The sequence below is a fragment of the Rummeliibacillus sp. NPDC094406 genome (assembly GCF_044763875.1).
Lineage (GTDB): Bacteria > Bacillota > Bacilli > Bacillales_A > Planococcaceae > Rummeliibacillus.
Map to the genome: position 1 here is coordinate 194966 of NZ_JBIWGZ010000003.1, position 25096 is coordinate 220061.

24 protein-coding genes are annotated in these 25096 nt (G+C 36.1%); 2 read left to right on the forward strand and 22 right to left on the reverse strand.

Features of this window, described 5'->3' with window-relative positions; all coding sequences use genetic code 11:
* Positions 1–59: 59 nt before the first annotated feature.
* The 18 genes from ACIQ4I_RS09370 to ACIQ4I_RS09455 all read right to left on the reverse strand — a co-directional run bounded on the left by ACIQ4I_RS09370 (position 60) and on the right by ACIQ4I_RS09455 (position 18681).
* Positions 60–1598: an acyl-CoA carboxylase subunit beta gene (locus ACIQ4I_RS09370; RefSeq protein WP_403095608.1), complete on the reverse strand. Its 1539-nt coding sequence runs from the start codon at positions 1596–1598 to the stop codon at positions 60–62.
* Positions 1599–1614: 16 nt separating this feature from the next.
* Positions 1615–2394: an enoyl-CoA hydratase gene (locus tag ACIQ4I_RS09375; RefSeq protein WP_403095610.1), complete on the reverse strand. Its 780-nt coding sequence runs from the start codon at positions 2392–2394 to the stop codon at positions 1615–1617.
* On the reverse strand, positions 2394–3302 hold the full coding sequence (locus tag ACIQ4I_RS09380) for a hydroxymethylglutaryl-CoA lyase (RefSeq protein WP_403095611.1): 909 nt from the start codon (positions 3300–3302) through the stop codon (positions 2394–2396). Before ACIQ4I_RS09380 ends, ACIQ4I_RS09375 begins: the two co-directional genes overlap by 1 nt.
* Positions 3302–3514, reverse strand: a complete 213-nt coding sequence (locus ACIQ4I_RS09385; protein WP_403095613.1) for an acetyl-CoA carboxylase biotin carboxyl carrier protein subunit — start codon at positions 3512–3514, stop codon at positions 3302–3304. Before ACIQ4I_RS09385 ends, ACIQ4I_RS09380 begins: the two co-directional genes overlap by 1 nt.
* A gap of 539 nt (positions 3515–4053) precedes the next feature.
* Positions 4054–5415 (reverse strand): acetyl-CoA carboxylase biotin carboxylase subunit, encoded by a 1362-nt coding sequence (locus ACIQ4I_RS09390; RefSeq protein ID WP_403095614.1) that lies wholly within the window; start codon positions 5413–5415, stop codon positions 4054–4056.
* Positions 5416–5427: 12 nt separating this feature from the next.
* The gene (locus tag ACIQ4I_RS09395) at positions 5428–7071 is read right to left on the reverse strand and encodes an AMP-binding protein (protein WP_403095616.1); all 1644 of its coding nucleotides are present in this window, start codon (positions 7069–7071) and stop codon (positions 5428–5430) included.
* Positions 7072–7106: 35 nt separating this feature from the next.
* Positions 7107–8249, reverse strand: a complete 1143-nt coding sequence (locus ACIQ4I_RS09400; protein ID WP_403095618.1) for an acyl-CoA dehydrogenase family protein — start codon at positions 8247–8249, stop codon at positions 7107–7109.
* A gap of 98 nt (positions 8250–8347) precedes the next feature.
* On the reverse strand, positions 8348–8968 hold the full coding sequence (locus tag ACIQ4I_RS09405) for a TetR/AcrR family transcriptional regulator (protein ID WP_403095620.1): 621 nt from the start codon (positions 8966–8968) through the stop codon (positions 8348–8350).
* A gap of 623 nt (positions 8969–9591) precedes the next feature.
* On the reverse strand, positions 9592–10245 hold the full coding sequence (locus tag ACIQ4I_RS09410; RefSeq protein ID WP_403095622.1) for a hypothetical protein: 654 nt from the start codon (positions 10243–10245) through the stop codon (positions 9592–9594).
* A 12-nt stretch (positions 10246–10257) separates the two neighbouring features.
* Positions 10258–10755, reverse strand: coding sequence for a DinB family protein (locus ACIQ4I_RS09415; protein ID WP_403096123.1), 498 nt, complete (start codon positions 10753–10755; stop codon positions 10258–10260).
* A gap of 365 nt (positions 10756–11120) precedes the next feature.
* Entirely contained in the window at positions 11121–11828 is a 708-nt protein-coding gene (locus ACIQ4I_RS09420) for a class I SAM-dependent methyltransferase (protein ID WP_403096124.1), read from the reverse strand.
* Positions 11812–12315 carry an NUDIX hydrolase gene (locus tag ACIQ4I_RS09425; RefSeq protein ID WP_403095624.1) on the reverse strand — a complete coding sequence of 168 codons (504 nt, stop codon included), beginning with the start codon at positions 12313–12315 and terminating at the stop codon, positions 11812–11814. Before ACIQ4I_RS09425 ends, ACIQ4I_RS09420 begins: the two co-directional genes overlap by 17 nt.
* A complete protein-coding gene (locus ACIQ4I_RS09430) occupies positions 12296–13003 on the reverse strand; it encodes a Type 1 glutamine amidotransferase-like domain-containing protein (RefSeq protein WP_403095625.1) in 708 nt (235 codons plus the stop codon). Before ACIQ4I_RS09430 ends, ACIQ4I_RS09425 begins: the two co-directional genes overlap by 20 nt.
* A 19-nt stretch (positions 13004–13022) precedes the next feature.
* The gene (locus ACIQ4I_RS09435; RefSeq protein WP_403095627.1) at positions 13023–13490 is read right to left on the reverse strand and encodes a GNAT family N-acetyltransferase; all 468 of its coding nucleotides are present in this window, start codon (positions 13488–13490) and stop codon (positions 13023–13025) included.
* Between the two features lie 247 nt (positions 13491–13737).
* Positions 13738–14496 (reverse strand): aminoglycoside phosphotransferase family protein, encoded by a 759-nt coding sequence (locus ACIQ4I_RS09440; protein WP_403095629.1) that lies wholly within the window; start codon positions 14494–14496, stop codon positions 13738–13740.
* Positions 14497–14671: 175 nt separating this feature from the next.
* Positions 14672–16258 carry an amidohydrolase gene (locus ACIQ4I_RS09445; protein ID WP_403095631.1) on the reverse strand — a complete coding sequence of 529 codons (1587 nt, stop codon included), beginning with the start codon at positions 16256–16258 and terminating at the stop codon, positions 14672–14674.
* 216 nt (positions 16259–16474) lie between these two features.
* Entirely contained in the window at positions 16475–17365 is an 891-nt protein-coding gene (locus ACIQ4I_RS09450; RefSeq protein ID WP_403095632.1) for a deoxyribonuclease IV, read from the reverse strand.
* A 17-nt stretch (positions 17366–17382) separates the two neighbouring features.
* Positions 17383–18681 (reverse strand): DEAD/DEAH box helicase, encoded by a 1299-nt coding sequence (locus ACIQ4I_RS09455; protein WP_403095634.1) that lies wholly within the window; start codon positions 18679–18681, stop codon positions 17383–17385.
* 163 nt (positions 18682–18844) lie between these two features.
* Between ACIQ4I_RS09455 and vrrA the strand changes: the two genes are divergently transcribed.
* Complete coding sequence (gene vrrA / locus ACIQ4I_RS09460; RefSeq protein WP_403095636.1) at positions 18845–19807, forward strand: VrrA/YqfQ family protein; 963 nt, start codon at positions 18845–18847, stop codon at positions 19805–19807.
* A 79-nt stretch (positions 19808–19886) separates the two neighbouring features.
* Positions 19887–20870 carry a 4-hydroxy-3-methylbut-2-enyl diphosphate reductase gene (locus tag ACIQ4I_RS09465; protein ID WP_403095638.1) on the forward strand — a complete coding sequence of 328 codons (984 nt, stop codon included), beginning with the start codon at positions 19887–19889 and terminating at the stop codon, positions 20868–20870.
* A 112-nt stretch (positions 20871–20982) separates the two neighbouring features.
* On the opposite strand, the gene ACIQ4I_RS09470 is transcribed toward ACIQ4I_RS09465, so the two are convergent.
* From ACIQ4I_RS09470 to ACIQ4I_RS09485, 4 genes are all read right to left on the reverse strand, one after another.
* The gene (locus tag ACIQ4I_RS09470) at positions 20983–22101 is read right to left on the reverse strand and encodes a Nif3-like dinuclear metal center hexameric protein (protein ID WP_403095640.1); all 1119 of its coding nucleotides are present in this window, start codon (positions 22099–22101) and stop codon (positions 20983–20985) included.
* A gap of 2 nt (positions 22102–22103) precedes the next feature.
* Positions 22104–22796, reverse strand: coding sequence for a tRNA (adenine(22)-N(1))-methyltransferase (locus ACIQ4I_RS09475; protein ID WP_403095642.1), 693 nt, complete (start codon positions 22794–22796; stop codon positions 22104–22106).
* A 201-nt stretch (positions 22797–22997) separates the two neighbouring features.
* Positions 22998–23372, reverse strand: a complete 375-nt coding sequence (gene cccA, locus ACIQ4I_RS09480; protein ID WP_403095644.1) for a cytochrome c550 — start codon at positions 23370–23372, stop codon at positions 22998–23000.
* Positions 23373–24484: 1112 nt separating this feature from the next.
* The gene (locus ACIQ4I_RS09485; RefSeq protein ID WP_403095646.1) at positions 24485–25051 is read right to left on the reverse strand and encodes an NfeD family protein; all 567 of its coding nucleotides are present in this window, start codon (positions 25049–25051) and stop codon (positions 24485–24487) included.
* Positions 25052–25096 lie beyond the last annotated feature (45 nt).

Consider the following 25096-nt stretch of genomic DNA (forward strand, 5'->3'; position numbering starts at 1 on the left):
TTTTTTTGAGCATTTCGCCTGTTTAAATAAAGTAGATTAAATTAAGCTTTAAACAAGCCTTAAACTGGACTAACACCATGCTTACGATCTGTAAATGTAAGTTCCTTTGTTTTATAAGCCTCTAACCTTGTCTCTAATGTTTTCCGAAGCTCATTTGGCTCAATAACGTCATCAATAATTAACTCAGATGCTAATCGATACACATCAATTTCCTCGCGGTATTCATTGCGACGTGCCTCAATGAATGATGCTTGCTCTTCTTTTGGCAACTGCGCAATTTTATTTGCATAAACTGCATTAACTGCTGCTTCTGGACCCATAACAGCAATTTGGGCGCCTGTTAATGCAATGCAAACATCCGGTTCAAATGCTGGACCTGCCATCGCATATAATCCTGCACCATATGCCTTACGCACAATCACTGTAATCTTAGGAACAGTTGCTTCACTCATCGCAAAAATCATCTTCGCCCCGTGACGAATGATACCCATTCTCTCCACCTGCGTACCAATCATAAAGCCAGGCACATCAGCTAGGAAAATTAAAGGAATATGGAAGGCATCACAAAGACTTATAAACTTCGCTGCTTTATCAGCTGAATCATGAAACAGCACACCGCCTTTTACACGTGGTTGGTTTGCAATGATTCCAACAGATTGTCCATTAACTCGTGCAAATCCAGTAATAATCTCCGCAGCAAATAATTTTTTTACTTCACAAAATGAATCTTCATCTATAAACCGATTGATTAAATCGTACATATTAAATGGAACATTTTGATTTTCTGGAATCAATTCTGCAATCGATTTTTCAAATGTAGCGGGCAATTTAGGTTGTTCTATTGTTGGCTTATTTTTGAAATTGTCTGGAAAATAACTGATATACTGACGTGCATAAGCAATAGCTTCTTGTTCTGTCTTTGCTAACACATCTCCACACCCTGATATAGAACAATGCATCTTAGCGCCACCCATTGTTTCAAGGTCTACCTTTTCTCCAATCACCATTTCAGCCATTCGAGGAGAACCTAAATACATAGATGCATTGCCCTCTACCATAACAACTACATCACAAAATGCTGGTATATAAGCTCCGCCTGCAGCAGATGGACCAAATAGTAAACAAATTTGTGGAATTCGTCCTGATAATTTTACTTGATTGTAAAAAATACGACCTGCACCACGACGTCCTGGGAACATGTCGATTTGGTCGGTAATACGTGCACCAGCAGAATCAACTAAATAAAATAACGGAACCCCAAGCTTTTCAGCCGTTTCTTGAATGCGAATGATTTTTTCTACTGTACGTGCTCCCCAAGATCCTGCTTTTATGGTTGAATCATTAGCCATTACACATACTGTACGTCCATGAATTTTCCCAATCCCTGTAACAACACCATCTGCTGGTAAATCTCCAGCAAGTATATTGGCAAACGTTCCATCTTCCACGAGTAACCCCTCATCAAATAAAAGCTCTAATCGTTCACGAACAAAAAGTTTACCTTGCTCCTTATTTTTTTCGTGATATTTTGCTTTGCCACCTTTAAGAATTGTATCTTTTAGTTGCGCATGTTTGTTTTCAGTTGTTAATTCTGCCATTTCTCCCATCCCCCTTTTATTTTCCCTGATAAACTGGTGTTCGTTTTTCCTTAAAAGCATTAAGACCCTCAAGTCGGTCCTCTGTATGGAGCAAACGACTATATGCTAAAGATTCAATTTGCAGTGCTGTTGAAATATCGGTTTGCATACCTTGATTTATCGCTGTCTTCGCCTGAACAAGAGATAATGGCGCATTTTTTGCCATTTCACTTGCAAGTTCTTTTGCTTTTATAAGCAGCTCTTCAGGCTCTACAACGTGTTCAACAATCCCATAATCCTTAGCTTCTATAGCAGATAAACGACGCGCTGTATAAATCAGCTCTTTTGCTTTACCAATACCGATTAATCTCGGGAGACGCTGTGTACCTCCAGCACCTGGAATGATGCCAAGTGAAGCTTCTGTAAGACCAAGTTTTGCTTTGCTGCTTGCTATACGAATATCGCAGGCTAGTGCTAATTCTAATCCTCCACCAAACGCGACACCATTGATGGCTGCAATGACTGGTTGGGCTAATGATTCAAAAATATTTACAGTTTGCCCAATCATTGCAATGGTTTTCCTTACTTCTATTTCAGTCATTCCGTTTCGTTCCTTTAAATCTGCACCCGCACAAAAAGCCTTTTCTCCTTGTCCTGTGACAATTACGACGCGAACACCTTGATGGTATTGAATCGTATCAAGTGCATCTTTAATCTCCTTTAACATTTGAACAGATAATGCATTCGCCGCTTCAGCTCTTGATAATGTTAATATGGCGACACCTTGGTCAATTTCTAGTTGTACGAACTGTAACATCAATGTTCCTCCCCTCGTGCAACTGCCACTAGCTTTGAATCTAATCTTTTTCCAATCTTTTGTTCTATCAATAAAGCTGTTTGCTGAATTTTATCTAGACTGATCCCTGTTTCAATGCCCATCCCATGAAGTAAATACAACAAATCTTCTGTCGCTACATTACCTGATGCACCTTTTGCATATGGACAGCCACCTAATCCTCCAATAGCACTATCAAACTTTGTTATCCCGTGTGATAGACTTGTCATCACATTCGCTAATGCAGTTCCTCGTGTATCATGAAAATGCATGGCTAATTGATTGACCTTAAAATGCTGTAACATCTCGGTTAGAAGGGCATCAACTTGTGTTGGTACACCAACGCCAATTGTATCTCCAAGGGAAATTTCCGTAATACCCATATCAAATAGCCTTTCAGCCACTTTTACTACTTGAGTAGGTTTTACAAAACCATCATACGGGCAACCAATCACCGTTGAAATATAACCACGTACTGTCTTACCAGCAGATAGTGCACCTTCTACTACTTCCTTTAAAACAGGAAATGTTTCATCAATGGTTTTATTGATATTCGCTTTATTATGTCCCTCACTAGCTGACATAAAGACACTTACTTCATCTACACCTGTTTCTAAAGCTCTCTCCAAACCTTTACGATTTGGCACAAGTGCAGCATATGTAATATCCTTTTGTCGCTTTATAGCCTTTAACACCTCAACTGCATCCGCTAGTTGCGGAATCCATTTCGGATGAACAAAGCTCGTTACTTCTATGTAATCGAGCCCTGTTTCACTTAAGCGATCAATAAAAGCAATTTTGTCTGTTGTTTCGATAAAACTTTTTTCGTTTTGCAGACCGTCACGTGGACCAACTTCTTTAATTTGAACGCTCATTGGAAGTGCTATCATTACTCAATCTCCACTAAATCATCATCCACATTAATAAAATCGCCTTCTGCTGCAATCACTCGCTTGACTGTTCCTGCCTCTTCTGCTGCAATTGGAATTTCCATTTTCATAGATTCTAAAATCACGACATCTTGCCCGGCTTCTACTTGATCCCCTTCAGCAACAAGAATTTTCCAAACAGTACCCGCCATACTTGCTTTTACTATGGTCATATATATCCCTCCATCTAAATTTGTTTATTATTTGAATCAATTTCATAAATCCATTTTTGATTTATGAAAATGAACATTTAAGCACATTAACTTTTCACTACTCAGATTTGGATGTTCCGCTACAGACGGCGCTTTCTGCGTGATGTGGAATTAGCTTCGCTTTCCGCGGGTGAGCGTTGAGCCTCCTCGCTCACTTCGTTCCCTGCGGGGTCTCACCTGTCTCGCTTTCCCGCAGGAGTCTTCGCTAATTCCACATCTACAAATATAGCTAGACAAGATTTTTATAATAAATTTTCATCTATTTTTACTTTTTTACTGCCTGCACTACGTTCCTGTCGGGCATTCAGCTCAAGCTTTCCCGTAGGTCTCTAATGAACCTCACTGAATTAGCCTTGCACGAAGGAAATGCGAATGTATTTTCGAGGAGTCGCCGTCTTTCGCTCCACAATGAACAACATTGGATATCATTAAATGTTTGTATATTTTTTATGAATTTTGCATTATTAAATTGATTCATTTTGCAAATTATCAGTTCTACTTTATTTACTGATAGTAGAATTTTTAGGTATATAAAATTGCTCTACAAATTTCGTCGTTGTTACGCCACTTTTAAACTGTTCGTGCTTTACAACATCTAATAGCATCGGGATATTCGTTTGAATCCCTTCGATGACATAGTTAGATAGTGCATCTATTAATCTTTCACAAGCCTCTTTCCTAGTCGGAGCCCATACGATCAGTTTGGCAATCATTGGATCGTAGAATGGAGTAACTACGCTACCTGTTTCGACTGCCACTTCATGGCGAATGCCATCGCCTGTTGGTAAAACTAGCTTTGTTATCTTTCCTGGTGAAGGGAAAAATGTAACCGGATGCTCTGCATAAATTCGTACTTCTATCGCATGACCATTTCTTTTTAAATCTTGTCTCGTAATTGTTAAAATCTCATCATTTGCAATTTTTAATTGCTCTTCTACTAAATCGAGTCCTGAAATTTCTTCTGTAACAGGGTGCTCGACTTGTAATCTTGTGTTCATTTCTAGAAAATAGAAGTTTTGCGCACCGTCTACTAAAAATTCAATCGTTCCTGCATTCGTATAACCGATTGTTTTCGCTGCATTCACTGCTGCATCGAGCATTTTTTCACGAGTTTCCTGTGAAATAAATGGTGAAGGTGCTTCCTCTACAACTTTTTGATTACGACGTTGAATGGAACATTCCCTTTCAAAAACTGGAATAATATGTCCATAGTGATCAGCTAAAATTTGCACCTCTACATGATGTGGATCGGCAATAAATTTTTCGATAAACATCGTGCCATCTCCAAAAAAGCTTTGTGCACGTTTTTGATTTCCTTCAAATGCGTTGCGAAGTTCAACTTCATCACGGACGAGTTGCATACCAATTCCGCCACCACCGGCTGATGCTTTCAACATGACGGGATAACCAATTTCATGGGCGATTTTCGCTGCTTCGTCTGTATCCGCAATCGGTTCATTAACACCTTGTACAATGGGTACGCCAACTGCTGCCATTGTTCTGCGCGCTTCTAACTTACTCCCCATTGCCTCAATAACTTCTGATTTAGGACCAATAAATATGAGCCCCGCTTCCTCTACTTGCTTTGCAAATGTGGCATTTTCAGATAATAATCCATAACCTGGATGAATCGCTTCGGCTCCAGTCTTTTTTGCCACATCAAGAATTGCTTCTATATTTAAATAACTATGTGATACGGGTGGCTTCCCGATACAGTAGCTTTCTGTTGCCTCTTTTACATACAAACTATTTTCATCAGCTTCAGAATAAACTGCAACAGTTTCAATTCCTAGTTTTTCACACGTTCGGATAATCCTTCTTGCAATCTCAGCTCGATTTGCAATGAGCACTTTTTTAAACATAGCGAAACCTCCTCATTTTAGGGATTTTGTAAATCCTTCGAATTGTTCTCGTAGCTTAAATTTTTGAATTTTTCCTGATGCTGTCATTGGATACTGGTCGACGAAGTAAATATAACGAGGTATTTTATGACGAGAAATTTCACCATCACAAAATGCTCGAATTTCCTCTTCAGTTGCTGTTTGACCGTCCTTTAAAATGATCCATGCAGCTGCCTCTTCCCCGTACTTCTCATCTGGTACACCAGCAACTTGTATATCCAATACTTTAGGATGTTGGTATAAAAACTCTTCAATCTCACGTGGATAAATGTTTTCGCCTCCACGGATGAACATATCTTTGAGTCTTCCAGTTACTCGTACATATCCCTCTTCATCCATGGTCCCAAGATCTCCTGTATGCAACCAATTATCTTCATCAATTGCTTCTCTTGTAGCATCCGGGTTTTTATAATACCCCTTCATGACAACATAACCGCGGGCACAAATTTCACCTTGCTCACCACGAGGAAGTTCAGTATTTGTACCAGGCTCTGTAATTTTTACTTCAACATTTGGTAAAGCACGCCCAACTGTCTCCACCTTTAAATTAAGTGGATCCTCTGTTCTTGTTTGTGTTAATACAGGTGAAGATTCAGTTTGACCATAACAAATCGTTATATCTTTCATTCCCATAATATGAATGACATCTTTCATTACTTCAACCGGACAGTTGGATCCAGCCATTACGCCCGTACGTAAAGAAGATAGATCAAATTTCTCAATATTCGGTAAATTTAACTCGTTTATAAACATCGTTGGTACACCGTGAAGTGCTGTACATTTTTCCTTTTCAACAGTACGTAATACTTTTTCTGCGTTGAATTCCTGCACTGGTACCATCGTTCCACCAACAGAAACAATGGCTAATGTTCCGATTACACAACCAAAGCAATGGAAAAACGGTACTGGAATACAAAGCTTGTCTTCTTTTGTTAACTTCATACACTCTGCAATATTAATCGCATTGTTGATTAAATTAGAGTGACGTAACATAACACCTTTTGGAAAACCAGTTGTACCAGATGTGTACTGAATATTAATAACATCTTCATAGGATAAGGACTTTTTGCGATCAGCTAGTTGTTCATCAGAAATTTTTTGACCAGTTGAAAGAAACTCATCGTAACTAAACGTACCAGGATAATGATTTTCGCTTATGACGATAACGGTTTTTAAAAGTGGTAGACGAGCACTTTCAAGTTGCCCTGGCTCACTTGTTTTTAATTCCGGACATATTTCGTAGAGTGTTTCGATAAATGAATAATCCCGGAATTGATCAATTAACACAAGTGCACGTGAATCAGATTGTTTCAGTAAATACTCAAGCTCTGTAGTACGATAATTTGTATTTACGGTTACCAGTGGCGCGCCCATTTTCCCAGATCCAAATTGTAAACCTGGCCACTCTGGTACATTAGTCGTCCAAACAGCAAAATGGTCACCTTTTTCTAGACCAATTGCCATCAATGCTTTTGCCACCTCATCAGCATGTTCGTTAAACTGTGCATACGTCATCCTTAAATCACGATCAGTATAAACAAGTGCTTCTCTGTCAGGATCCAATATCACTTTTTCTTCCAATAGATCGCCAATCGTTTGATAAACAAGTTCTGCCATGCAAATGTCCTCCTATTTATTCATTTGTTTTAAAACTAACAACCTAAAATACGAGAAATGACCACCCGTTGAATCTCAGAAGTACCTTCGCCAATTTCCATTAGCTTAATATCACGTAAATGACGTTCTACATCGTATTCCGCCATATAACCGGATCCACCATGAATTTGAATGGCTTGATTACATGTTCTAAAGCCCATTTCAGATGCAAACAATTTTGCGAATGCAGCTTCTTTTTTAAATGGCTTACCATGATCCTTTAACCAAGCTGCCTTCATTACCATATTGCGCGCTAACTCAATTTCCATCGCCATGTCCGCTAATTTAAAGCTAATCCCTTGGAATTTTGAAATAGACTGACCAAATTGTTTGCGCTCTTTTGAGTAAGCCAATGCTTTATCAAATGCTGCTTGTGCAATCCCAACCGATAGTGCTGCAATGGAAATACGTCCACCATCTAAAGTGTTTAAAAACTGACCAAATCCTTTTTTCTCATCACCTAGCACGTTTTCTTTTGGAACACGAACATTCTCAAGAATGATTTCACATGTATTCGATGCACGAACACCCATTTTTTTATAATCAGAGCGAATTGTTACTCCTGGAGTATCAGTTGGGACAATAATAGCCGAAATAATATTTTTTCCTTTTTCATTTTGACCTGTCACAGCTGTTACAACGACTTGGCGAGCATATTCAGCATTTGTAATCCAGCATTTCTCTCCGTTAATCACCCATTCGTCACCATCTAAGTACGCTTTGGTTCTAGTACCACCAGCATCAGAACCGGCATTTGGTTCAGTTAACCCAAATGATCCTAGCGTTTTCCCTTGCGCCATTGGGACTAAAAATTCTTGCTTTTGCTCCTCTGTACCAAAGTTATTAAAAGGAGTAGCTCCTAAACTGACTGCAGCTGCATAGCTTAACCCTGTCCCACCACAAGCACGACCAATTTCTTCAACAGCTAGCGCGTAAGAAATCGTATCTCCACCTGAGCCACCGTACTGTTCCGGGAACGGAATACCGAAAAGTCCTAAATCAGCCATTTTGTCAAAGCTTTCTTTTCTGAATGCATGTGTTTCATCAAGTTCACGTGCGTGTGGTTCAATTTCTGCCTTTGCAAAATCACGTACCATATCACGAATCATTTGCTGTTCTTTCGTTAATTCAAAATTCATGATTATTTCCCCTTTCAATTCCCCATCTATTTTGTAGTACCGACTAGTCGGTCTGACCCCTTGTTTAAAAAAAGCATTCCCTATTTAACTTACTTACACTAGCTAAGTAAATGTTGATATGATAAGGCTTCTTCATAACCTTTATCTGTCACAATTCCTCTTAGTATTAAATCATTAAAATGCAATGTAATTTGCTCCATTGTTAACGGACCGCTTTGCTTGTACCATTTATATGTCCAGTTCACTAATCCTATAATCGCCATTGCCGTAATTGTTACAGAAATTTCTGCTCGAAAATCCCCACTCAACTTACCATCTTCAATCACTTGTTCAATCAGCTTTCGATATTCAGTACGTTTTTCTTTAATGATCAATTTATAGGCAGGTGGTAAATAGGTTCCTTCATCATAAAACACGGTAATATGCCGATTGTATACATCAAATACATTTGTAAATGCATACAACATTGCACACACTTTTTCAATCGGGTTATCGTACTTGGCATAGGCTACTTTTGTTTGTTTTAAAACAAATGAAATAAACACATCATGAATTTCGTATAGGAGGGCATCTTTGGATTTAAAGTTATGGTAAAACCCCCCTTTTGATGTTCCTGCTTTTTCAACGATTTCATCAACGGATACACCGTGATACCCTTTTTGTTGAAACAAATCTAACGCTGTTTCAAGAATACGTTCCTTTACAGATTGCTTTGACATAAATATCTCCCCATCCGTAAATCACTCCCTAAGTATGGCGCTTAATAGACTATGTTCTAATAGATATGCATATAACAATGGCCCAATTAATGTTCGTGTTTTTTATCAAATTCTTGAATTATGAAATTGAGTCATTTAGTTAAATAATAGATTTTTCTAAAAATTAGCACATATATTACAATTAAAATATATCATTCTCGTAACCTAAAATCTATAACATGTATTATTTTTTCTCTAAAAGGACAAAAAAATCTATATTACGCTATTATTTTCATGTTTTTATAACACTAAAAAAACCATTGGAATCTCTTCGCTATGAATGTTTTTGTACATGAGATTTCCTGATTAATATAAATTCCTACATTTTATAAATTCGAAATTCCATAATACTCTACGCTCCTCTATATATTCATTTCCATTAAAAGTTATGACCAAAAACAGTTAAATACTTTTTTAGAATGCCTCAATGGCCACTTCAGGAATCTCATATAAATTAAAGCCTGAAATAAAATTATTTAAGTTATAATACCATGCTGATTTCCTATAAATTTCCAAGAAGTTATTTAACGCTTTAACAAACAAAAAATCCCTTAACCTCCAGAGAGATTAAGGAATTTACCTTCTTACTTTAATTTTGATATATGCAACTGTACGAGAATTTCATCTATTAAAGGGTCTAATGGATTTAATATTCCGGTATGAGTATTTTTCCCCGCTTCTACCATTGATAGCTGAGCAATAGCTAAAAAGTCAGTGTTATTATTTTTAAATTCAGTTAATTCCTTAACAACTATTTCATTATGTTCTTTGATATTGCCATTCATCAAATATTCAAATGCATTCGGTATTATTTCTATACTATAGTCAATGGGTTTATTTAGTCGATGTAAGTAGTGATTAAGCCTTCCGGTTGTTCCCTCAACAGTTTTAGGATTTGTAAAAACTAGGGTTTGTGGCGAAGGTAAATGTGAAAATGCTTTAAAAAACGGTTCGTCAATTTTAATAATAGGGATACTCCACTTATTTGTATCATCTAATATAGCAATATAATTTGTACATGTAATAACGATAGCATCTACTCCGCTTGCTACTATCCAATCGACTTGTTCCATTACCTTTTTCTTAGATTCTTCAGATTTGAAGGTAGGATCATTTGTAATTCGCATCATTAATCCAGGATCTACAAAATGTTGAAGTGTAATTGGATATTCTGAAAAGGCTTTTTCTATGTAGTGAATATTTGAATAATGAGCGTGCAAACATCCTAGCGTCTTCATTTTGTCTCTCCTCTACAAATTAGATCTTTTTTCTATAGTGTCTTCTTCAAAATAATTTAAGAAATCTTGAATTTGCCGAAAATGATGCAAGTCATGTTCAATCAGACCTTCAAAATATTTATCCATTGTTAAATTATTATTGCCGATTCTAAAACTTTTGAAGAATTCTCCAGTTGACATCAAATTAAGTTTTTCTATAATCTTTAATCTCTCTTCAACAAACTCTTTTATCACATCTTCTTTTATCTTTACTTTACTTTCAAATGCAGCTTTTGCATTCATTTCTTGTACATTTACACTTTCCAACTTCTTATTTTCTAGGAATAAATAAGGCAACCTTTTTTCTAAGACGAAATGATCCCAATAGATTAAATGACCTATCACTTCACAAATAGACCATTTTCCCTCTGCAATAGGTCTAAACCAAGTTATATTAGATAAATTCCTTAAACTTTCTACAATTTCAATTGACTCTTTATAGTGTTTTATAACTCTTTCTTTCGCTTCGATCTATTACATCTCCATTTCTATTGATAACCTTATAAGGACATCTAATTAAACAATTTCACATCAATATTCTTATTTACTAAAACTAAGTATTAATGTAATTGTGCTCGATGATGATTTAAATGAGCCAAAATTCTAAAAGTCATTCAAAGTAAGAATAAGTTGCTTCTGAACAAATGGATGTTTCTTCTGTTAGATTCTCTAAAGTTTGATAAACCCACTCTAATTTTTATATCCTTGCTGTAAATCAATTATCCATGCTTCCTTAGTACAAGCTACATTTTCAGCGTAGAATTCATTCATTTCATACTTTTGGGACAGCCCCTCTGCTTGAATATGGCTTTGATGGTTTGAAAAACAATTTATTTTTAGCCTCTTTTTTGAAAAATCGCTGTTAATAATCCTTCAATCCCAAAAACAGAATCATTTTTAATTACTTTTCTCATTTCTCGAATCTCGATACAATCGAAATCATGGAAAATTCGTTTTAATTTAACTTCGGTAAATCCTAATCCCCCCTGCAAGCTTTTCACTCGGTACACTTCCCAATCCGAAATATCAGATCCACCAAGTTGCCCATTTTCAATAAAACAATTTAATGCAAAGTATCCACCTGGTTTTAAAGATTTTTTTATTAGATTAATATAGTCCATCCTTCTATGTGGGGCGATATGATGGAAGCATCCTGAATCGTATATCAAATCATATTTGTATTCTTCAACATTTAAATCAAAAATATTCTGATTGATAAAATTGATCTTAACATTTCTCTCATTCGCTCTTTCAGTAGCCCAGTTTATCGATTGTTCAGAGAGATCAACTGCATCTACTTTAAAGCCCTTCTCTGTCAAAAAAATCGCATTCCGTCCAGGGCCACATCCTAATTCTAAAGCATTCCCAACATTTAAAATACCTTGATCAAAATAACTAACTAGATTTTCATCTGGCTTATTTTCAAAGAATGGTATGTTCTTTTCACGATTAGAATAAAATTCATTCCAAATTATTTCTGAATCTTGAAGTAAGTAATCTAGCATTCGTTTTAAATCTTCATAATTATTAATCTCTTCCATAATTACCTCCAGTTAAAGCATTTTCAAGAATGATTGATGCTATCTCATGATCTTCGATTACAAATGGAATTTCTGAAGGTTCTACCCAAATACGAGTTTCTGCCTCATTTTCCCTTAAAAATGAATCACAGGTTTTGATATCCATTCTATAAAACGCCTGATATCCAACAATTGGATACTTCCCGAAGATATCAAAATACTGATTTTCTTTATGATTGACTTCTATTGCCCCTAAATAAGTAATATCCCCTTTGACATAGGCTTCTTCATAAACCTCTCGATGAAGTGCTTCTGCTGGTGATTCGCCTTTTTCAATATGACCACCAGGGTAGTTAAAACCTCTATTTTTAATTTTAGAGAGTAATACTGTATCATTTTGAATGCAAATTGCATGGACACTTGTAATAATATCTTGATTTTGCAATGGATATTTAGGTAACCAGGTTAAATTTACTTTTTGACCATCCCAATCAACAGTTATTGTTTTCATCTAAATACCTCACAGGAAGTGACTTTTCCATCACTTTATTTACAAAAGACACACTGTAAGCTCCTGCAGCAGGTCTTGAACTAACAATTTCTTTAATATCTTGATCGAGATAGTGAATCGCAACACCATCATCAGCTGCTATGCCCGGTCCCATCCTACTTGTTCCAATAAGATGTTGGTAAGAGGGTCTTCTATCCGCTTCTCCATCATAGTGAGGACAGTTTCTCCCTTTTAGAAAACCCAAACATTGAATTGGTTCGAGTCCATCCCCAAATGAATCTGTTACCCCTTCTTCAAACCAACAAATGGAACCTGCACTAATACCTGCTAAAATAATGCCTTGGTTCCAAGCTTTTCGTAAGATTTGATCAATACCCCATACTTCCCAAAGTGCTAATAAATTTTTGGTATTACCTCCACCAACATAAATAATATCTTTGTCTAGTAAAAAATTTTCTAAGTCTCTAGTTGGTGGATTAAATAACGATAGATGTGAAGGAATACAATTTTGCTTTCTAAAAAAATCATAAAATCTCTTAATATAATTTTCTGCATCCCCACTTGCAGTAGGTATAAAACAAATTTTAGGTGTCTCTTTCTTCGATTGACTTAGTATATATTGATCTAACAAAGGATTTTCATGCTCCATTGAAAATCCACCGCCACCTAGTGCTATGATTTGTTTCATCATCCTTCCTCCATTCATCCTATAGATAATAGCTCATTATAATTAGCTCACCTTTTTTCCCCATAGTTCGTACCCCATTATCGACAAATCCGCATTTCTTGTATAAAGATTGCGCTGCTACATTAGCAACATTAACTGCTAATACAATTTCATCAATGTCAGAAAAATCATTTTTGACAAACTGTGGTAATAGTTGCAAAGCTTTTTTGGCATAGCCTTTTCCCTGTTGTCTAGCATCAGTTGAAAAAGCTCTTAATAATATTGCATTATGATTTTGGCTATATGGTTTTACACCTTCATTTTTGTGAAGATCGAAGAATGTAACTAATTGTTCCAGTTCAATTGCTAAAATTGAAGAACGATCAGCATCTTCATTTGATATTTCAATGCATTCTATTGGCGTTCCTGTGAATTTCATCTGCTCTTCTGTTAATTTGTAATTTTCAATTAATTCATTGTATTTATCTGTATATATATAAAGTTCCATGTTAATCTCCCTTAATAATTTTTCTTAGAAGCTTTTTCATAATTCTAGCTAAAACCTAAAAGTTATCCTTTTCTAGTCTCTTCATTTCCCATTCGATAAATCGATCAATTTAAAGATGAACTTTGCAAATTATTATATAAATCCTATAGAGTTTCCATTACTCTAAGTTCAACATTACGGTTTGACAATTCGCTCAACACATCTGTTTTTGACAAGAAATGTATGGCGTCATCTTCCCAAATACCAATTAAAAAAATTCATATAACCCATCATTGAAAAAGGTAAATTCTTTATCAGTAATTTTATATCGTGTATAACCTTCGTAAAATGCCACTTTTTCTTGATCTGTGAATTTTCTTATAGACAGCGCTTCATCATAACGTGGATCACCGATTGTCATAAAACCAACATCGATATAAGATATAACTTTACCTTTATTAACCATAACATTATCAGTCGTGCAATCACCATGAATCATCGTTTGTGGAACAAATTTTGGTCGATTATGATAAAGCTCCTGCAAAAGATCTAATGAACCATCGCATGTTCCTTTTTCAGCATAGAATTTAGCTTGTTGTAATTGCGTATCTAACCAATCTTGAGGTAATTCATAACTTGAGATTGGTTGTTCGTGTAACTGACATAAAAATGTACCGAAGCTTTCTATCAATTGAAACTTCTCTGTTTCATTTTCTGCCAACTTTATTGCTTGAGTAAGACTATTGCCAGGTATTTTGGACATTAGCAAATATGCCTTTCCTTTGTCACAGAAAAATGCAATCAACTTAGGAACAACTTTCCTATAGCTATCTCGGGCCATCTCTAAAACTTTTGCTTCTTTTCTAAGCCAATCTTTATATTTTGGCTCTTCACATATTTTCAAAATATATGAGCCTTCAGTATTCCTAACTTCAAATACAGTTGAAGTCCATCCTTGCTGTGAACCTTTTGTTATTACTAGTGGTGGTTTCAAATATTTTTCTAATAATATGTTTAAATGTTTCATATACTCTCCTATTCTGTCAATAATACATAGCTTTTCGCACACCATTTTTTCCTAAATAAGTAAAATACCTAATATTTTATATAATACATTATCATACTTAAACAAAAACAAAAAGACTTAGCAAACTACTGTTTGCCAAGCCAATCTAAGTTCTTAGGTATCAATTTATTTTGGGCTATGCATCAGTTCGATCAAATACTACGCGACCTGCAACTACTGTCTTCACAGCTTTTGCTTCAAGCATGTCTTCTGATGTTCCTTCAAATAAATCGCGGTCAAAAATAGAAAAGTCTGCAACATATCCTGGTTTTATCAAGCCACGTTCTTGTTCTTTGCAAATGGCTTGTGCACTGCCGACTGTATACATACGAATTGCTTCAAAACGACTCACTTTTTGTTCAGGCACATAGCCATCATGGTTGGCATATGGCTTTTTACGTTCTACCGCTGCATAAATAGTTAGAAGTGGATTGATGTCTTCAATTGGTGCATCTGTTCCTGCAGCACACATTACGCTACTGTCTAAAATCGTCTTCCACGGATAAACAAAGTCTAAGCGATCTTCACCAAGACGATCAATAATCCAAGGAAAATCAGATGGTACGAATGCTGGTTGTGCATCTACAACAACTGGTAACTTAGTGATTCTTTCTATTAAGTCTTTACGTAAGACAGAAACATGTATAAAGCGATCACGTTTACCTGCAGGAGCTGGGTATTTTTCGATGACATTTAAAACTTGTTCTGTACCAGCGTCACCGATCATATGTACAGCAATTACTTCATCATATTTACGTGCCAGTTTCACAAGATTTTCTAGTTCTTCATTAGTTTGAATAAGTAATCCACTATTTTCACGATTATCTGCATATGGTTTTGAAAGTGCAGCTGTTGAACCACCTAAAGCACCGTCTGCAAAAATTTTCATTGCACCTGGCTCGATAAAAGGCTCGTCAAACATTAAATTGGCCTCCATCATTTCTTCAAATACAGCATTATGGCGTAGTAAGTTGACTCTGAAATGATGCTTTTCACCAATGACACGACGATATGCAGTTAACGGATTCATAAATTCACCGAAATAATACATTTCCTCTGTATGTCCGCCAGTTAAGCCATATGATAGCATATTATCTACAGTTAGATTTAATTCTTCTGTCAATGAATCAATATATGCCTCCCCTTCTCTGGGGATTGCTGCAGTCACAAGTTCTGAAGCTTTATCATATAGCAATCCATTTAGCTTACCATCTTTTGCTCTTCCAATTTCACCGCCTGCGGGAGATATGCTTTGTTCTGTAATTCCGCCTGCTGCAAGTGTTGCTGTATTTCCTAATACTACATGGTGGCAAATTCTCGTTAATAGAATCGGTTCTTCACGAATGGCATCCAATTCAGCTTTAGTTGGGATACGTTTATCAGTAAAATTATTTTCGTTCCATCCTTCACCAAATAACCATTGATCAGAGGATGCTGTCTTCGCTGCTTCTTTCACCATTTCTAACATTTCTTCAGCAGAATTAGCTTTTGTTAAATCTAGTCGAATTAATTTTTCGCCTTGGAAAATCATATGAAGATGGCTATCCACGAAACCTGGATACATCGTAGCACCTTCCAAATCAATTTGTTCGTCTGCTTGTTCTTTTAATTCAGCAACTGAACTGATTGCAATAATTTTACCGTCTTCAACAAGTACCGCTTCAACGGTTTCATTTTCCTGTTCCATTGTATAAATAGTTCCACCGTACCAAAGTTGTTTCATTATAGACTCCTTTCTAACCGTAGTTTCAAAAGCTATTATCTTTGTATAAATTATCCTATTTTTTGTTTAATTCAGCAAGAAATCTCATTCTGCTTTTTTATTCCAAGTAAACTCTAATATTTTGTACATTACTATTTGATCCTTTTCTTAATAAAAAAAGCTACCTTCTGTTGTATTTTTAAATCAACAGTTAGGTAGCTATATAGTACGATTTGTTTATTCTCCGCGTAATGCGTCGATTTTTTCTGGCATAAATTTTTCTGAACGGAACATTTCAATTTCGTATGCATATGGTGCTTTTTTGTTTTTAGCGTCTGTTCCTACCCATGGTGTTTCAAGGATTTTCGGAATTCCTGTGAAAGCATCATGATGAACGATTCGATTTAATGCATCAAATCCAATATGGCCGAAGCCGATATTTTCATGACGGTCTTTTGCAGCACCACAAACATTTTTACTATCATTGATATGCAGTACTTTAATACGATCGACTCCAATGACTTTATCGAAATGTTCTAAGACTCCATCAAAATCATTAATAATGTCGTACCCTGCATCATGAGTGTGGCAAGTGTCATAACATACAGATAAGCGTTCATTATTTGTAACGCCATCAATAATTTTCGCTAATTCTTCGAATGTACGGCCACATTCTGAACCTTTACCAGCCATTGTTTCTAAAGCAATTTGAACTGGATAATCAGCAGATAGTACTTCATTTAAGCCCTCAATAATTTTCGCGATTCCAACATCTGCACCAGCACCTACATGAGCTCCTGGGTGTAATACGATTTGCGTTGCACCAATTGCCGATGTACGTTCGATTTCTTTTTGCAAGAAGTCCACACCAAGCGCAAACACCTCAGGTTTGGTAGTGTTCGCAAGATTAATGATATACGGAGCATGAACGACGATATTCGATAAACCGTGCTGTTGCATATGCAGAAGTCCTGCCTCGATGTTCAATTCTTCAATAGGTTTACGACGGGTATTTTGAGGCGCTCCTGTATAAATCATAAAGGTAGAAGCACCATAAGAAGCTGCTTCCTCACTTGAAGCAAGGAGCATCTTCTTACCACTCATCGATACATGAGAACCAATTAACATATGGGTATATCCTCCTTTTAGCGTTGGCGGCGACGTTTTTTACGTTCTTTCTTCTTAATTTCTTCCATTTCCCAACGCATATTACGCTTGTATCCTGGTTTTACTTTTTTCGGCTTACGTACTTTTGATTTTGCAATACGGTCGATTTCATCTGATTTTTTCTCACGTTTTTCTCGTGTATGGCGTCCTTTCATTTCAACGATTTCGCCATCTTTGATGTCTTTTGCAACAAATGGAATACCCATTTTTTCTACGCGTGCAATTGCATCTTCATCAGAAGGTTCGAAAATTGTAATCGCAACGCCCTTGTTACCCGCACGTGCAGTACGACCAACACGGTGAATGAAGAATTCAAGATCTTGTGGTAATTCGTAGTTAATAACATGGCTAACCCCTGGAATATCAATACCACGAGCAGCTAGGTCTGTTGCAACGATGTATTGGAATTCTAAGTCGCGAATTTGTTTCATCATTTTTTTACGATCACGTGGTGTTAAATCACCATGGATACGTCCAACACGATGTCCATTATTTGAAAGGAAATCAGCAACATAATCAGCTTGTTTACGTGTATTCGTAAAAATAATTGCTAGGTAAGGATTAATAGTATTCATTGTTTCAAGTAGTTTACTATTTTTTGATTTACTACGTGTTGGAATTAAATAGAAATCAATATTTTCTGCAACAGGGCGTTTATCATCCATGTGTACATGGATTGGTGATGTCATATATTTTTTCAAGAAAGGTTGTAAGCTTTCTGGAATTGTTGCTGAGAACACATACATTTCAAGATTTTCAGGCATTTGTGATGCAAATTGGTCAATATCTTCGATAAAGCCCATATCAAATGCAAGATCTGCCTCGTCAATAACGAGCATTGAAGCTGTATGCACAAGTAACGCTTGTTCTTTAACTAAATCACGAATTCGTCCTGGTGTACCAACGACAATTTGTGGTTGTGTTTTTAGTTTGTCGATAGAACGTTGCTTGTCCGTTCCTCCGATAAATAATTTTGAGTGAATATCTGTTCCTTCAATTAGCTTTTGAAGTTCGATATTAATTTGTGTTGCAAGCTCACGAGTTGGAGCAGCAATAACAGCTTGTACCTCTTGTTTATCTTGACGAATTCGTTCAACGATTGGGATTAAGAAACTGTGTGTTTTCCCTGTACCTGTGTGGGCTTGGCCGATTGCACTTTTACCTTTGAGGATGAGTGGAATCATTTCTTTTTGAATCGGGGTTGGCTCTGTAAAGCCTAATTTCTCTATAGCCTCTCGTAAAAAGGGCTGGAAATTATAATCTGTATATTTGGACATATATTGTCCCTCCTAACTTACTACATTCATTGTAACACGATTCGTACATTAAGTAGACCATTTGCATATGATATCTATTAATAGAACATTCGTCAATTCCTCGTGACGATTTTTCCTATATTGTTTGATTCGTTTATTTTTTCTAAAATGAAAGGAGAATCTTATGGTTTACCCATCCTATTTCCCTTACGGTAATTCTTATCAAGGAAGTTTTAATCCATATCCTATGCAACAAATGATGCGTCCGCCTTTTTCTTTACCAGGAAGATTTGGTAATGCCGCTCAAGCTATACCTAGAGGACCAGGTAATTTTGCTAATCCAGCCCAAGCTATTCCTAGAGGACCAGGTAATTTTGCTAATCCAGCCCAAGCTATTCCTAGAGGACCAGGTAATTTTGCAGGTCCTGCTCAAGCTATTCCTAGAGGACCAGGTAATTTTGCTAATCCAGCCCAAACTATACCTAGAGGGCCAGGTAATTTTGCAGGTCCTGCTCAAGCTATTCCTAGGGGGCCAGGTAATTTTGCTAATCCAGCCCAAGCTATACCTAGGGGACTAGGTAATTTTGCAGGTCCCGCTCAAGCGTTAGCAAGAGGTGTAACTAATTTTAATAATGCAGGAAAAGTGGCGGATGCAGCAGGAAATGCCGCGGGATCAGCAAGAGCATTTGCTAGAAATATAGGTTTTGGTGGTGCGGCTAGATCGGCCGAGGCAGCGAATGCTGCTGCAAATACGGCAAATGCTGCAAATGCTGCGGGAGGCGCAGGAAACGCTCTTGGAGGCTTTGCTAAGATTGAGCAATATTTAAACACAGCTGATCAATTTTTTAACACAGCACAAAAATTCACTCCTATGGTGAAGCAATTCTCTCCTATGTTCCAAAATTTACCGGCACTTTACCGGATGTATAAAGGCTTCCAGTCAATTCCTAATGCGAACTCACCTGCAGATCCTCCTCAAGGCGGAGGAAAAGAACCGAGAGGACCTTTAAAATATATACTTGGAAGAAATAGAAGACAACAACCTCAACCGCAATCGCAATCGCAATCACAACGATCACAGCAACCTCAGCAATTTACACAACAAACTCGCCCTTCAACTCCTCGTATATTCCAACCCCCTTTTTAACGAACTAAACGATTATTTTGTATTCAATTCCAGAGTCCGTTATAATAATACGTAGCGAGCAATGAAAGGAGTTCGAATCATGGAAGTCATTAAAATCACACCAAGAGGTTACTGCTACGGCGTTGTTGATGCTATGGTCATCGCACGCAATGCAGCCTTAGACAAAACACTACCAAGACCCATCTATATTCTTGGTATGATTGTTCACAACAAACACGTAACCGATGCATTCGAACAAGATGGCATCATCACATTAGACGGTAAAGACCGCTTAGAAATTTTAGAAAAAGTAGATAAAGGTACTGTAATTTTCACTGCTCATGGCGTCTCTCCCGAAGTACGTGAATTAGCACGAAAAAAAGGGTTAATTGCCATAGATGCAACATGTCCAGATGTTACAGTTACACATGATTTAATAGAAGAAAAATCAGCCCATGGCTACGATATTGTTTATATCGGAAAAAAAGGTCATCCCGAACCAGAAGGAGCAATTGGTGTTGCTCCAGACCATGTATTTTTAGTACAAAGTATTGAAGATATTGATCAATTACAAGTAACACGAGATAAAATTCTCGTAACAAATCAAACGACAATGAGCCAATGGGACGTTGCTCATTTAATGGACCATTTGAAAGAAAAATACCCAAATATTGAAGTCCATCAAGAAATCTGCTTAGCAACTCAAGTTCGTCAAGAAGCTGTTGCAAAACAAGCAGGTGATGCTGATTTGCTGATTGTTGTTGGTGATCCTAAAAGTAATAACTCTAATCGTTTAACTCAAGTTTCTGAAGAAATTGCTCATACGAATTCTTATCGTATTGCAGATTTATCTGAACTTAAATTAGAGTGGCTTGAAGGCGTTGAAAAAGTCGGTGTAACTGCTGGCGCTTCTACCCCAACGCCAATTGTTAAAGAGGTTATCAAATTCTTGGAACAATATGATCCAAAAGATCCAACAACACATAACTTAGCTCGTACAGTTACACTGGACAAAATTTTACCTAAGATAAAACAACCAAAACCTGTTGAGAAAATCTTACCTTATAATTTATCAAAAAAATAGAAAGTTACTTCACATCTTCTTAATCTAATAAGAAGATGATTATTTTGGTAGTAAAAGAGCGTCTAATTAGTCCTTTCAGACTGAATAGACGCTCTTTTGTTTTACAGTATTATTATATAAATTGGAAAGGTTCTGTTGAAAGTTTTGAAGCAATAAATGCACATTCAATTTTGTTTTCTGTACAAAGGGTTGCCATTTTTAGTGCAACACCCTCTTTCATCACACTTTCAACATGATGACCTGGATCAACAATATGCAACCCTATACTTTCCGCATCTTGAGCCACATGGAAGTACATATCTCCTGTTACAAATACGTCGGCACCTGCTCGTTTTGCAGCATAGATGTATTTGTTACCATCTCCACCAAGGACAGCAATTTTCGAAACCTTTGAATTCAAATCACCAACAGCTCTTACCTTTGGTACATTTAATGATTTCTTCACATGTTCAGCAAATTCTTTTAAAGTCATAGCGTCAACTGTACCAATTCGTCCCAAACCCATTTCTTTTGCAGGTGTTTCTAAAGCATATAAATCATATGCTGGTTCTTCATATGGATGATGGTTTAGCATTGCACGCAAGACTTTGTTTTTATTCATTTCTGCAACAACCACTTCTATTTTCACTTCAGCTTCAGTATGCAATTTCCCGATTTCTCCAGTATAAGGCTGTGCACCATTTAATGCTCTAAACCTTCCTTGCCCAGAAATGGTGTAACTACATGAATCATAGTCTCCTATTTGTCCAGCACCAGCACCTGCTAATGCTTGGCGTAACTCATCTGCATGGTCTTCAGGAACGAAAACTGCTAGCTTATACATTTTCTCAGAAAAAGTGGGTACAAGTACTTCACAATTTTTCAGTTGCAATGCTTCTGCTAGAAGATCATTTACTCCACCTTCTGCAACATCCAAATTTGTATGTGCAGCATAGACGGCGATATCATTTTTGATACATTTTTCGATTAGTTTTCCCTTAGGGAGATCAGTACGTACATTTGCTAATTTGCTAAAGATTGGTGGATGATGAGCAATGATTAACTCGCAGCCATTTTTAATTGCTTCATCAACAACATCTTCATTTACATCTAAAGTGACTAATACTTTTGAAACAGACTTATTTAATGTTCCAATTGCTAAACCAATAGGATCTCCATCCTTTGCAGCAATTTTCTTAGGAGACCATGATTCAAAAAGCTGGATAATTTCTTGTCCATTTGTTTGCTTCATAGTTATAAAACCTCCTTCACCATTTCAATCCGATGCTGCAATTCTTTCGCTTTTTCGATAATTTCAACCGATTGTTCTGCTTTTTCCATTGCCTTTAATACATGTTGCCATTGTTGAATTTCACGATTCCATTTTTCTTTGAATACTTCATTTTGTTGTCTCATTAAAACAGGACCTAGTAATAGCTGCTCTTCTGTTAGTGAATCTTCTCCAGGTTCAAGCACTATTACTTCATAGATTTTGTCATCTTCATTTAAAATTGCTTCATCAACTATTTTCCAATTACGGCGAATAGCCCATTCTCGTATGGCAATCGCATGTATATTTGGTTGAAGAATTAAGCGTTCTACACCAATTAATCGTTCTACATCTTTTTCCAAAATAGATGCGATTAACGGTCCACCCATTCCTGCAATTGTAATGGCTGTTACATGATCTTCTTGTTCTATTGCTTGTAAACCATTTGCTAGTCGTACTGTAATTTGTTTTTGTAAACCTTCTTGTTGTACTTCATGACACGCTGATTCATAAGGGCCTTTTACAACTTCACCAGCAATTGCACTTGTGGCAAGGTTGTTTAGGACTAAATAGCACGGTAAGTATGCGTGATCACTTCCTATATCAGCAACAATCGCATTTTGTGGTACAAATGATGCTACTTTTTCTAGTCGTTTTGATAATTTTTGAGCATTCAAGTAATAGCCCTCCTTCTTGTAGTATTGTAACGAAAATAATCACTTTTTGCATAGAATATTGTTATAAAGAATCCATTCGTTTATGTTAAATTCTAAAAAGTCGCTAGTTTTTACATAAATCTAGTTGAGGTGGCTAATTTTTACATAGAAAAACCCTTATCCGATTCGAGGATAAGGGTTTGGAAAATATATAAGAATTAATTATTTTAATTCAGAGATATATTTAGCCATAGCATCAAGATCTGCACCTGAAACAAGTCCAGGTGGCATACCGCCTTTACCTTTAGTAAGAATTTCTTTTACTTGGGCATCAGATAAACCTGTACCATGTAAGTTTGGACCTACATTACCTTTAAGGTTATCGCCATGACAAGAAATACATTTTTGTTTAGCAATTGCTTCTGGATCTGCTGCACCTGCTGCTTCACCTTTACCAGCTGTTTGTTCAGTTTTTGCTTCTTTTCCGCCTTTTGCGATTTCGGCTTTTTTATCTGCTCCGTCAATAGACATGAAGAAGATTAAACCTAGACCGAATGCCATGATTAAGATATACGGAATAATAGGATTCTTTTTCATCAATTACCCTCCCTAATAAGTTCAATCTATTTCTATAAATAGAATCAGTCAACACTTAATATTGTACTTCATAACTGGTAAAACGAAAAGACCTTCTGAATAAGTTTTCCCTTTTTTGTGACAATTATGACACAATCGATATATTAACATCCAATTTATCTTGCTATTACCATTATTCCAACTTAAGTGTAATATTTTCTATTTTATAACAGTTTTTAACCCCTTAAATAATGTTCTACTTTATACTCTTTCTCGTAATTCTATCTGTGCATTTGAATGGTTTACCGTACTATTCCCAAAGTAATTTTAGATACATATAAGTCGTTAAATTCCTTAAACCTTCTTTGTTCATTAAATACTCTATTGAAACTTGTACATACTAAGATAAAAGCCCGATTGTTGATACATTCAAATCTATTTGTCATATGGTACATGAATGTAAAATCCAGTACTAATAACCAATGTGCTTTTGCCCCTTAATATTCCCTAAACATAGTCTTTAATGCAAGATGTGATGTTTTGCATGGCTTACATTTGTAATATAACCTTTACTTTCATTAATTATATATAACCATTCGCAAGCATTGCAATTGTCTCAGTACCTTCACCATTAGAAGCTGCATTAGGCTCTGTTAAAACAAATAATACTCCAAGGTTTCTCCTGTACAAATCACTGTTAGAATCTTCCCTTTTGTTCTTTCGTTCCAAATAAAGGGAGTGGAGCACCTCCTAATGAAATATGAGCAGAATACGTAATACCTTTAGATGAACTCTACTCAGTTCTTCCGTTATGATTGCAAAACCATCTGCAACTGCTTCATCTTAAGTTTCTTCAAAAGCAATCCCATTATTCGCATTTTACCTAATTGTTTAAAAATTTCTTACAAACTGTTTTGTACGATCTCTGTCTACCAGGTGCAACAACTTTATCGACGAATTCTCACATCATATTCTGTCATATTTTATAATTTTTCTCATCTTATTCAATTTCATTAATGCTTTTCTAGTTAAAAAATATGAATAGTTTCTAAATAAGCAACTCAATAATTCGGATAATATTTCATTTCCAGTATTTACTTAGTATGCCGCTAAAATAGATTTATGAAATTGATTCACTTGAATAACATATAAAAAATAATAATAATTAACCCGACTACTCCCGAAATTTTAAAATAAATTAAATTTAATAGTTTACCAGAAATCAACCATAAAAGACAATTCCCTATTAGCACACCATAGAGTACTAGTGTTTTTTCGACTAAAAATAGATTTTCGAGTTTAATTGAGACACCCAAAATCAGCAAAGCTACCGTCGCATAGGAAAAGGTAGTCATAATTGTTTTATTTTGTGTATATTTAAAAAGAAATAATAAAAGAGCAATAATTACACTAATACTTAATATTACAGGAATAAGAACAAATGGTGCTTTTAATACAAATAATGTAATTAATAAAACAGCTGTACCAATTGATAAAAATATCATTTTCAAATTATTCTTTGTCGAACTTTCTGCTAATATGGACTTAGATGCGTTGACTTCCAACTTTGTGTAACCCTCTACTTCTTCCCCTTGAGAATATAAAGTTGTTAAAAAATCACAATAGTGTTCCGGTAATAGCTTGTTCTTCTTCCAGAATAGGATCTCATTTAGGATAATTTCTTTCTTTTGACTGTTCACTTAAACGCCCCCAGCTTTAGAAACCATTTTCACCCATAATTTTAC

Bases quoted from the DNA above. Each gene is read 5' to 3' on its own strand.
- ACIQ4I_RS09370 (WP_403095608.1), bottom strand. From the start codon at position 1,598: ATGGCAGAATTAACAACTGAAAACAAACATGCGCAACTAAAAGATACA.
- ACIQ4I_RS09375 (WP_403095610.1), bottom strand. From the start codon at position 2,394: ATGTTACAGTTCGTACAACTAGAAATTGACCAAGGTGTCGCCATATTA.
- ACIQ4I_RS09380 (WP_403095611.1), bottom strand. From the start codon at position 3,302: ATGATAGCACTTCCAATGAGCGTTCAAATTAAAGAAGTTGGTCCACGT.
- ACIQ4I_RS09385 (WP_403095613.1), bottom strand. From the start codon at position 3,514: ATGACCATAGTAAAAGCAAGTATGGCGGGTACTGTTTGGAAAATTCTT.
- ACIQ4I_RS09390 (WP_403095614.1), bottom strand. From the start codon at position 5,415: ATGTTTAAAAAAGTGCTCATTGCAAATCGAGCTGAGATTGCAAGAAGG.
- ACIQ4I_RS09395 (WP_403095616.1), bottom strand. From the start codon at position 7,071: ATGGCAGAACTTGTTTATCAAACGATTGGCGATCTATTGGAAGAAAAA.
- ACIQ4I_RS09400 (WP_403095618.1), bottom strand. From the start codon at position 8,249: ATGAATTTTGAATTAACGAAAGAACAGCAAATGATTCGTGATATGGTA.
- ACIQ4I_RS09405 (WP_403095620.1), bottom strand. From the start codon at position 8,968: ATGTCAAAGCAATCTGTAAAGGAACGTATTCTTGAAACAGCGTTAGAT.
- ACIQ4I_RS09410 (WP_403095622.1), bottom strand. From the start codon at position 10,245: ATGAAGACGCTAGGATGTTTGCACGCTCATTATTCAAATATTCACTAC.
- ACIQ4I_RS09425 (WP_403095624.1), bottom strand. From the start codon at position 12,315: ATGAAAACAATAACTGTTGATTGGGATGGTCAAAAAGTAAATTTAACC.
- ACIQ4I_RS09430 (WP_403095625.1), bottom strand. From the start codon at position 13,003: ATGAAACAAATCATAGCACTAGGTGGCGGTGGATTTTCAATGGAGCAT.
- ACIQ4I_RS09435 (WP_403095627.1), bottom strand. From the start codon at position 13,490: ATGGAACTTTATATATATACAGATAAATACAATGAATTAATTGAAAAT.
- ACIQ4I_RS09440 (WP_403095629.1), bottom strand. From the start codon at position 14,496: ATGAAACATTTAAACATATTATTAGAAAAATATTTGAAACCACCACTA.
- ACIQ4I_RS09445 (WP_403095631.1), bottom strand. From the start codon at position 16,258: ATGAAACAACTTTGGTACGGTGGAACTATTTATACAATGGAACAGGAA.
- ACIQ4I_RS09450 (WP_403095632.1), bottom strand. From the start codon at position 17,365: ATGTTAATTGGTTCTCATGTATCGATGAGTGGTAAGAAGATGCTCCTT.
- ACIQ4I_RS09455 (WP_403095634.1), bottom strand. From the start codon at position 18,681: ATGTCCAAATATACAGATTATAATTTCCAGCCCTTTTTACGAGAGGCT.
- vrrA (WP_403095636.1), top strand. From the start codon at position 18,845: ATGGTTTACCCATCCTATTTCCCTTACGGTAATTCTTATCAAGGAAGT.
- ACIQ4I_RS09465 (WP_403095638.1), top strand. From the start codon at position 19,887: ATGGAAGTCATTAAAATCACACCAAGAGGTTACTGCTACGGCGTTGTT.
- ACIQ4I_RS09470 (WP_403095640.1), bottom strand. From the start codon at position 22,101: ATGAAGCAAACAAATGGACAAGAAATTATCCAGCTTTTTGAATCATGG.
- cccA (WP_403095644.1), bottom strand. From the start codon at position 23,372: ATGAAAAAGAATCCTATTATTCCGTATATCTTAATCATGGCATTCGGT.